We start from the raw sequence: 8,406 nt of genomic DNA on the forward strand, positions 1-8,406 counted from the left end.
GAGCCCGACGAGGCCGAGCACGCCGAGCTGCGCTCGTACGCGCTCAAGAACGTCCGCGGCACGGTGCAGGCCGACATCCTCAAGGAGGACCAGGGCCAGAACACGTGCCTGTTCTCCACCGAGTTCAGCCTGCGGATGATGGCCGACATCCAGGAGTGGTTCATCGCCGAGGGCGTGCGCAACTTCTACTCGGTCTCGATCTCCGGCTACCACATCGCCGAGGCCGGGGCGAACCCCATCAGCCAGCTCGCGTTCACGCTGGCCAACGGTTTCACGTACGTCGAGGCGTACCTCGCACGCGGCATGGACATCGACGACTTCGCGCCGAACCTGTCGTTCTTCTTCTCCAACGGCATGGACCCGGAGTACTCGGTCCTGGGCCGCGTGGCGCGCCGCATCTGGGCCGTCGCGATGAAGGAGAAGTACGGCGCGAACGACCGCAGCCAGAAGATGAAGTACCACGTGCAGACGTCGGGCCGCTCGCTCCACGCGCAGGAGATGGACTTCAACGACATCCGCACGACGCTGCAGGCGCTCATCGCGATCTACGACAACGCCAGCAGCCTGCACACCAACGCGTACGACGAGGCCGTCACGACCCCGAGCGCCGAGTCGGTGCGCCGGGCGCTCGCGATCCAGCTCATCATCAACCGCGAGTGGGGCCTGGCGATGAACGAGAACCCGCTGCAGGGCTCGTTCATCATCGACGAGCTGACCGACCTGGTCGAGCAGTCCGTCCTGGCCGAGTTCGACGCGATCAACGAGCGCGGCGGCGTGCTCGGCGCGATGGAGACCGGCTACCAGCGCGGCCGCATCCAGGACGAGTCGATGCTCTACGAGCACCGCAAGCACGACGGGTCGCTGCCGATCATCGGCGTCAACACGTTCCGCAAGCCGCACGTGGAGGACGAGGAGCCGCAGGTCATCGAGCTCGCCCGCGCGACCGAGGGCGAGAAGCAGGGCCAGCTCGGCCGCGTGCGCTCGTTCCAGGGTGAGCACGCGAGCGAGGCGGCCGAGGCGATCTCGCGCCTCAAGGAGGCCGCCGTCACCGGCGACAACGTGTTCGCGGTGCTGGTCGACGCGGCCCGCGTCTGCTCGCTCCAGCAGGTCACCGAGGCCTTCTTCGAGGTCGGCGGCCAGTACCGCCGTAACGTGTAGGTCACTCGCCACCACCGGCGGTTGAGGTGCGAGGGCGCCCGCGCCCGAGCCTCGAAACCACCCGCACCCGACCGCGTCCCGCACCACCGACAAGCGGCATGGACCAGGAGCGACGGCCGGGGCCCGGCGTAGGCGGACGAACTGCCGTGCCGGCACGGGAGTTGGCCCTCGGGCACGGCAAATTTGCCGTGCCGGAGGGCCAATCGGCGTGCCCGTCCGCCTGACACCGCGAACCGGCCCCGCTCCTTCGTCCATGCCGCTTGTCGGGACCACGGGCGCCGGAAGTTGCGCGCAGCAACCCGTCACGAACCGTTCGTCGCGCCCCACTGACCGCTCGTCGCGCGAAGTGGTGTGGCGCGGGTCACCTGTGGTGGGGTGGAGCCGGTCTCTGCCGATCGTGGAGACCTGAGCCGTTCAGCACCACCTCGGGGAGACCACCATGAGCACCCTCACCGCACCTCCGCCCGGCCGCCTCCGCACGATCCTCGTGTGGGGCACCGTCGCCCTCGTCGGCGCCGTCTGCTGGAGCGTCCTGGCCCTCGCCCGCGGTGAGGAGGTCTCGGCCCTCTGGATCCTGTTCGCGGCGCTCTCGTCCTACGCGATCGCGTACCGCTTCTACTCGCGGTTCATCGCCCGACGCGTCCTGAAGCTCGACAACACGCGGGCCACGCCGGCCGAGCGCCTCGACAACGGCGTCGACTACGAGGTCACCGACCGGCGCGTGCTGTTCGGCCACCACTTCGCCGCGATCGCCGGCGCCGGCCCGCTCGTCGGTCCGGTCCTCGCCGCACAGATGGGCTACCTCCCCGGCACGATCTGGATCATCGTCGGCGTCATCGCCGCCGGCGCCGTGCAGGACATGGTCGTGATGTTCTTCTCGATGCGGCGCGATGGCAAGAGCCTCGGCCAGATGGTGCGCGAGGAGATCGGCGTCGTGGGCGGCACGGCGGCCCTGATCGCGGTCTTCGCGATCATGATCATCATCCTGGCGGTGCTGTCGCTCGTCGTGGTCAACGCGCTCGCGGAGTCGCCGTGGGGCGTCTTCTCGATCACCCTGACGATCCCCATCGCGCTGTTCATGGGCTTCTACCTGCGCTACATCCGACCCGGCCGGGTCATGGAGGCCACGGCGATCGGCGTCGCGCTCCTGCTGCTCGCGATCGTCGGCGGCGGCTACGTCGACCAGCTCGGCCTGAACGACGCGCTGACGCTGTCGAAGGAGCACCTCGTCATCGGCCTGGTGGTCTACGGCTTCGTCGCCTCGATCCTTCCCGTGTGGATGCTGCTGACCCCGCGCGACTACCTCTCGACGTTCATGAAGATCGGCGTGATCCTGCTGCTCGCGGTCGGCCTCGTCGTCGCCGCGCCGGTGCTGCAGGCCGATGCCGTCACGAGCTTCGCGACCGACGGCGACGGACCCGTGTTCTCCGGCAAGCTCTTCCCGTTCGTCTTCATCACGATCGCCTGCGGCGCCCTGTCCGGCTTCCACGCGCTGATCTCCTCGGGCACCACCCCGAAGATGATCGCCAAGGAGGGTCAGGTCCGCATGATCGGCTACGGCGGCATGCTGATGGAGTCGTTCGTCGCGATCAGCGCGCTGATCGCCGCGGTCGTCATCGACCAGGGCCTCTACTACGCGATGAACGCCCCTGCCGGCGCCACGGGCGGCACGGTCCAGGGCGCGGCCCAGTTCGTCAGCAGCCTCGGCTTCACGATCTCGCCCGAGACGCTCCAGGCAGCGGCGGACTCGATCGAGGAGGAGACCCTCGTCTCGCGCACCGGCGGCGCACCGACCCTTGCGTTCGGCCTGTCGCAGGTCTTCAGCGACGCGTTCGGCGGCGGCCTCCAGGCGTTCTGGTACCACTTCGCGATCATGTTCGAGGCGCTCTTCATCCTCACGGCCGTCGACGCCGGCACCCGCGTCGGCCGCTTCATGCTGCAGGACACGGTCGGCAACTTCTGGCCCAAGTTCGGCGACGTCTCGTGGCGTCCCGCGGCCTGGACCGCCAGCGCCGTGACCGTCGGGCTGTGGGGCTACATGCTCTACGTCGGCGTGACCGATCCCCTCGGCGGCATCAACCAGCTGTTCCCGTTGTTCGGCATCGCCAACCAGCTGCTGGCTGCCATCGCGCTGACGCTGTGCGTGACGCTGTTCCTCAAGCACGGCTGGCTGAAGTGGGTGTGGGTGCCCGGCGTCCCGCTCGCGTGGGACCTCGTCGTCACGATGACCGCGAGCTACCAGAAGATCTTCAGCGACAACCCCGCGATCGGCTACTTCGCCCAGGCGTCGCGCTTCCGTGAGGCTCGCGAGGCGGGCGAGGTGCTGGCGCCCGCCTCCACCGACGCCGAGATGGGCACGGTCATCACCAACTCGACGACCAACGGCGTGCTGCAGGCGATCTTCGCGCTGCTCGTGATCGTCATCGTCGCGAACGCGGCACTGATCTGGGTCCGCGCGATCCGCGCCGGCTCGCTGCCCACCACCGAGGTGCCGCACACCGAGTCGCACATCGTCGCGCCCTCGGACTTCATCGCCACGGCCGACGAGAAGAAGGCCGTCGCGGAGTGGGAGGCCGAGCGCGATGCCGAACGCGAGCGGGCCGGGAGCGCACGATGACGACGCGGCCCACGGGCCTGAGGCGCCTGCTTCGCGAGTTCACGGGCGAGGCGCGCTGGGACGACTACCTGGCGCGCTGCACTCGTGACGGCGTCGAGCCCGCGACCCGTCGCGAGTTCGAGCGCCACCGCGCCGAGCAGGTCGCCCACGCCCCCATGGCCCGCTGCTGCTGACGCCCACTTGACGCGCGCGTCAAGCAACGGGGCCTGGCGCGGGAACGCGGCACCGGAGACCGTATCGTCGGGCGGGTGAGCAACCTCCCCTCCTACGAGCAGGTCGCGGCACTGCCGGTGACGCTGCGTCAGGTCGTCCCGCCGGAGTTCATCGACCAGAACGGTCACATGAACATCCAGCACTACCTCGTGCTGGGCGCGACCGGCGTCGCCTCGCTGTACCGCGAGCTCGGCATGTCCGACGACTACATCGGCCGTCGCGGGCTCTCGACCTTCACGGCCGAGCACCACCTGCGCTACGTCGGCGAGATCCGCGAGGGTGCGGACGTGTCGGTGCGCGTGCTGGTGGTCGACCGGGGCGGCAAGGCGTTCCACGTCCTGTCGTTGATCGTCGACGAGACGCAGGAGCGTCTCGCCTGCGTCATGGAGACCGCGCTCGTGCACATGGACATGAGCACCCGCCGCCCCAGCCCGATCCCCGACGACATCGCGGCCCTGATCGACGCCGTCGCCGAGCGTGACCGGCCCGACTGGGACCTGCCCCTCAGCGGCTCGATCGGCGTGCGTCGCTGATGGCCGAGGAGCGTCCCCACATCGAGATCTCGACCGATGGCGCATGCCTCGGCAATCCCGGGCCGGGTGGCTGGGGCGCGATCCTGCGTGCCGGCGAGCACGAGAAGGAGCTGTCCGGCGCCGAGCCCGACACGACCAACAACCGGATGGAGCTGACTGCGGCGATCCGCGCGCTCCAGGCGCTCAAGCAGCCGTCGCGGGTCGACCTGCGCACCGACTCGACGTACGTGCGCAACGGGATCATGAGCTGGGTCGCGAACTGGGAGAAGAACGGCTGGCGCACGTCGGCCAAGCAGCCCGTCAAGAACGCCGACCTGTGGCGTGAGCTCGTCGCGGCCGTCGAGCGGCACGACGTCACGTGGCACTGGGTCAAGGGGCACGCGGGTGACCGCGACAACGAGATCGCCGACCGCCTCGCCACCACCGCCGCCCGCGAGCTCGCCGCCGGCCGCCTCTGACCTACCCGCCCACGCCGAGGCTTGCCTCTGCCTGCACGGGTCTCGACAGCTGACGGCTCCGCCGTGTCTCGCTCGACCTGACCCCGGCGCTCACGCCCCAGAGGGCGTTCGACCGGGGTCAAGGTGGAAGGTCCGGGCGAAGCGGTCGAGCAGGGCCGGGTCTCCGGCCTGGACCGACACGAGCTCGGCGGCGATCGCCTCGGACGCCGTGACGGTGCCGGCGACGAGCTCGCGGATGCCCGGCCCGCACACGATCACGAGGTCGGCGTCGGCCTCCTCGGCGAGCTCGCCGTCGGCGACCCGCACGAGCGGACCACCCTCGACCGGACGCACGCGCAGCTCGCCGCCGTCGACTGCGAGGTTGAGCGCGACGGGTCCGACGTGCACCTCGTACCGCGTCGCGGGCAGCTCCGCGGCGACGTCGCGGCGGAACGACGTCCGGAAGGCCATCGTCATCGAGTCGAGCGTCACGATGTCCTCGGGGCCGGGCTCCCCCATCGCCCCGAAGCCCCACTCGCCGAGCGCCAGCATGAGCGGCTCGAGCGCCCGCCCCCGGTCGGTGAGCTCGTAGACGAGACCGCGGTGGGCGAGCGGCACCCGCCGCACCACCCCGTCGTCCTGCAGCTCCTTGAGCCGCTTGCTGAGGATGTTGGTCGGGATGCGCGGCAGGCCGTTCTTGAGGTCGACGTAGCGACGGGGTCCCACGAGCAGGTCACGGACGATGAGCAGCGCCCACCGCTCGCCGACCTGCTCGAGGGCCGTCACGACCCCGCAGTACTGGCCGTAGCTGCGCGATGCCACCGTGGCTCAGGCGCCCTGCTCGGCCATGTACGCCTCGGGGCCGACCTCGGCCGCCCGGGGGTCCATCCAGCCGAACTCGAGGATGTTGCCGCTCGGGTCCTCGCAGCTGCGCTGGTACATGAAGCCGTAGTCCTCGGGGTCGCGCGGCGCGGCGCCGCCGTTGGCGACGGCCAGGTCGGCCTTGGCGTCGACCTCCTCGCGCGAGTCGAGCATCAGCGCGACGGCGACCTGGGCGCTCTCGTGCGGGTCGGCGATCGGCTTGGCCGAGAAGGTCGCCATGAACTCGGGCTTGAGGATCATGAAGTAGATGTCGTCGGTCCACACGACGCAGGCGGCGTTCTCGTCGGTGAAGTCGGGGTTGATCGTCGCGCCGAGCGCCGTGTAGAAGGCCTTGGAGGCGTCGAGGTCGTGAGCGGGGAGGTTGACGAAGATCTTGAGAGCCATGGCGTTCTTCTCCTGAGGTGAGGTGGGTCGCACGGTGCGACACGAGTGATACTTGCAAAAAGCAAGTTCGCTTGTCAATAGCAAGTGCGCAACAATCGTGGCATGCGTGACGACCTCGGTTTCGAGCTGTCCCTGACCGCCCCGTCGACCCGCGTCGTCAGCCTCGTGCCGTCACTGACCGAGGCCATCGCGGCGACCCGGCCCGAAGCCCTCGTCGGCGCGACGGACTGGTGCACCCACCCGGCCGACCTCGACGTCCCGCGCGTGCGCGGCACGAAGAACCCGGACCGGAAGGCCATCGAGGGCCTGCGCCCCGACCTCGTCGTCGCGAACCAGGAGGAGAACCGCGAGCTCGACGTCCGGCGCCTGCGCGAGGCCGGCGTGCCGGTGTGGGTCACGCGCATCGAGACCGTCGACGAGGCGCTGACGTCGATGCGCCGCCTGTTCGACGAGGCCCTCGGCTGGGGCGTCCCCGCGTGGCTGGTGGAAGCCGAGGAGGCGTGGTCCGCCCCCTCCCCCGCCGGTGGTGCGACCGTCGCGGTCCCGATCTGGCGCGACCCCTGGATGGTCGTCGGCCCCCGCACGTACACCGACGACCTCCTGCAGCGCCTCGGCTACGTGAACGCCTTCGGCGCCGATCCGGACCCCGCGGCCGACGTCGACCGCTACCCCCACGTCGAGCTCGCCCAGCTCGACGCCGCCGGCACCGACCTCGTCCTGCTGCCCGACGAGCCGTACGTCTTCACGGCCGAGGACGGACCCGAGGCGTTCGCGCTGGTGCCGACCCGACTCGTGTCGGGCCGGCTGCTGACCTGGTACGGACCCGCCATGCTCGAGGCGCGCCGCACGCTCGGGAGCTAGGCGCCGGCGGGCCAGCGCGGCGCGCGCTTCTCGAAGAAGGCGGCGACGCCCTCGGCCCGGTCGGCCGAGACCCGCACCTCCTCGATGGCGCGCTCGGTCAGCGGCCACACCGCCTGCTCGCTCGCGGTGCGCGCGTCGATCATCGCGCCGACCGTGGACCGCACGGCCTCCGGGCTGTTCGCCGCGATCTCGCGCGCGAGCCCCAGCGCGACGTCGAGAGCACCGCCGGGCGGCGCGAGCCGGTTGACGAGGCCGACGGCGTGCGCCCGCTCGGCCGAGATCGGCGTGCCGGTCAGCAGCATCTCGGTCGCGATGGCCGGCGGCAGCCGGTCGGGCGCGCGGAACAGGGCACCACACACCGCGACGACCCCGCGCCTGACCTCGGGGAGCCCGAGCTGGGCGCCCTCGGCGGCGACCACCAGGTCGCAGGCCAGCACCATCTCCAGGCCGCCGCCCAGCGCGAAGCCCTCGACCGCCGCGATGAGCGGCCGGGTGCGAGATCGGCGGACGAAGCCGTAGGGCCCACCGTCCGGCGTGGTCGGGCTCGTCTCCTGGCTCAGGTCGGTGCCCGCGGAGAAGAACTCCGGTCCTCCGGTCACGACCACGACCCGCACGGAACGGTCGAGCTCCGCAGCGGCGAAGGCCGCGTCCAGCGCGTCGGCCAGCTCACGGTCGACCGTGTTGCGGCGGTGTGGACGGTTCAGCGTCAGCACCAGCACGCCGTCGACGTGCTCGGTGCGCAGGACCTCGGACATCGTCATCCCCTCTTCGTCGACGCGCCCGAGCATGCCAGCCGGGCAGGCCGGCAGCACCGCCGCACCCGACTCAAGGGCTCAGACCTCGAGCTCGATCCCGCCCTGGTCCTTGAGGCGCACGCCCGAGGCACCCAGCTCACGCGCGCCGGCCACGAGTGCGGCGGCCGTACGAGCGGCGACCGCGTACCCGAGCCCCTCGGGCGGGTGAACGTTCGAGATGCAATTGCGGTCCGCGTCGCTGCGGCCCGCACGAGGCGCGTGGGTCAGGTACAGACCGAGGCTGTCGGCCACCGAGAGGCCGGGCCGCTCACCGATCACGACGACGACCGTCGTGACGCCGAGCGCCTCCCCCACGTGGTCGCCCAGCGCCACACGCGCCTGCGTGGCCACGACCGGAGGCGCGACCCGGTACCGCTCGCCGAACGCCTCGACGAGCGCCGCGAGCATCCCCGCCCCGTGGTCGACGAGCGCCCGGGGCGACAGGCCGTCGGCGAGCACGATCACGAGGTCGTCCTCGGTGATCGTGAACGTGCGCGACTTGGCCGGGTTGACGACGATGCCAGCCG

10 protein-coding genes are annotated in these 8,406 nt (G+C 70.8%); 6 read left to right on the forward strand and 4 right to left on the reverse strand.

Annotated elements, in window-relative coordinates:
* The 5 genes from ABD127_RS12170 to rnhA all read left to right on the forward strand — a co-directional run.
* Positions 1 to 1,158, forward strand: a 1,158-nt coding sequence (locus ABD127_RS12170; protein ID WP_344201820.1) for a methylmalonyl-CoA mutase family protein, incomplete at its 5' end; no start/stop codon positions are given.
* A gap of 439 nt (positions 1,159 to 1,597) precedes the next feature.
* On the forward strand, positions 1,598 to 3,775 hold the full coding sequence (locus tag ABD127_RS12175) for a carbon starvation CstA family protein (protein ID WP_344201822.1): 2,178 nt from the start codon (positions 1,598 to 1,600) through the stop codon (positions 3,773 to 3,775).
* On the forward strand, positions 3,772 to 3,948 hold the full coding sequence (locus ABD127_RS12180; RefSeq protein ID WP_344201824.1) for a CstA-like transporter-associated (seleno)protein: 177 nt from the start codon (positions 3,772 to 3,774) through the stop codon (positions 3,946 to 3,948). Before ABD127_RS12175 ends, ABD127_RS12180 begins: the two co-directional genes overlap by 4 nt.
* Before the next feature lie 75 nt (positions 3,949 to 4,023).
* Positions 4,024 to 4,521 (forward strand): thioesterase family protein, encoded by a 498-nt coding sequence (locus tag ABD127_RS12185; protein ID WP_344201826.1) that lies wholly within the window; start codon positions 4,024 to 4,026, stop codon positions 4,519 to 4,521.
* A complete protein-coding gene (gene rnhA, locus ABD127_RS12190) occupies positions 4,521 to 4,979 on the forward strand; it encodes a ribonuclease HI (RefSeq protein WP_344201829.1) in 459 nt (152 codons plus the stop codon). Before ABD127_RS12185 ends, rnhA begins: the two co-directional genes overlap by 1 nt.
* Positions 4,980 to 5,069: 90 nt before the next feature.
* Here rnhA and ABD127_RS12195 read toward each other — a convergent pair whose 3' ends face one another.
* Both ABD127_RS12195 and ABD127_RS12200 read right to left on the reverse strand, forming a co-directional pair.
* Positions 5,070 to 5,780, reverse strand: a complete 711-nt coding sequence (locus tag ABD127_RS12195) for a winged helix-turn-helix transcriptional regulator (RefSeq protein WP_344201831.1) — start codon at positions 5,778 to 5,780, stop codon at positions 5,070 to 5,072.
* A 6-nt stretch (positions 5,781 to 5,786) separates the two neighbouring features.
* Positions 5,787 to 6,224: a VOC family protein gene (locus ABD127_RS12200; protein ID WP_344201833.1), complete on the reverse strand. Its 438-nt coding sequence runs from the start codon at positions 6,222 to 6,224 to the stop codon at positions 5,787 to 5,789.
* Between the two features lie 102 nt (positions 6,225 to 6,326).
* Between ABD127_RS12200 and ABD127_RS12205 the strand changes: the two genes are divergently transcribed.
* The gene (locus ABD127_RS12205; RefSeq protein WP_344201836.1) at positions 6,327 to 7,085 is read left to right on the forward strand and encodes a helical backbone metal receptor; all 759 of its coding nucleotides are present in this window, start codon (positions 6,327 to 6,329) and stop codon (positions 7,083 to 7,085) included.
* On the opposite strand, the gene ABD127_RS12210 is transcribed toward ABD127_RS12205, so the two are convergent.
* Both ABD127_RS12210 and ABD127_RS12215 read right to left on the reverse strand, forming a co-directional pair.
* Positions 7,082 to 7,840 carry an enoyl-CoA hydratase-related protein gene (locus ABD127_RS12210; protein WP_344201839.1) on the reverse strand — a complete coding sequence of 253 codons (759 nt, stop codon included), beginning with the start codon at positions 7,838 to 7,840 and terminating at the stop codon, positions 7,082 to 7,084. The two genes, ABD127_RS12205 and ABD127_RS12210, sit on opposite strands and share 4 nt — an antisense overlap.
* 78 nt (positions 7,841 to 7,918) lie before the next feature.
* A partial coding sequence (locus ABD127_RS12215; RefSeq protein ID WP_344201841.1) for an ethanolamine ammonia-lyase light chain EutC occupies positions 7,919 to 8,406 on the reverse strand: 488 nt, incomplete at its 5' end.

Origin of the sequence: Aeromicrobium alkaliterrae, assembly GCF_039529015.1 — a bacterium.
Classification (GTDB): Bacteria; Actinomycetota; Actinomycetes; order Propionibacteriales; family Nocardioidaceae; genus Aeromicrobium; species Aeromicrobium alkaliterrae.

Excerpts from the sequence above, each read along its gene's own strand:
- ABD127_RS12175 (WP_344201822.1), top strand. The coding sequence starts at position 1,598 with ATGAGCACCCTCACCGCACCTCCGCCCGGCCGCCTCCGCACGATCCTC.
- ABD127_RS12180 (WP_344201824.1), top strand. The coding sequence starts at position 3,772 with ATGACGACGCGGCCCACGGGCCTGAGGCGCCTGCTTCGCGAGTTCACG.
- rnhA (WP_344201829.1), top strand. The coding sequence starts at position 4,521 with ATGGCCGAGGAGCGTCCCCACATCGAGATCTCGACCGATGGCGCATGC.
- ABD127_RS12200 (WP_344201833.1), bottom strand. The coding sequence starts at position 6,224 with ATGGCTCTCAAGATCTTCGTCAACCTCCCCGCTCACGACCTCGACGCC.
- ABD127_RS12205 (WP_344201836.1), top strand. The coding sequence starts at position 6,327 with ATGCGTGACGACCTCGGTTTCGAGCTGTCCCTGACCGCCCCGTCGACC.
- ABD127_RS12210 (WP_344201839.1), bottom strand. The coding sequence starts at position 7,840 with ATGTCCGAGGTCCTGCGCACCGAGCACGTCGACGGCGTGCTGGTGCTG.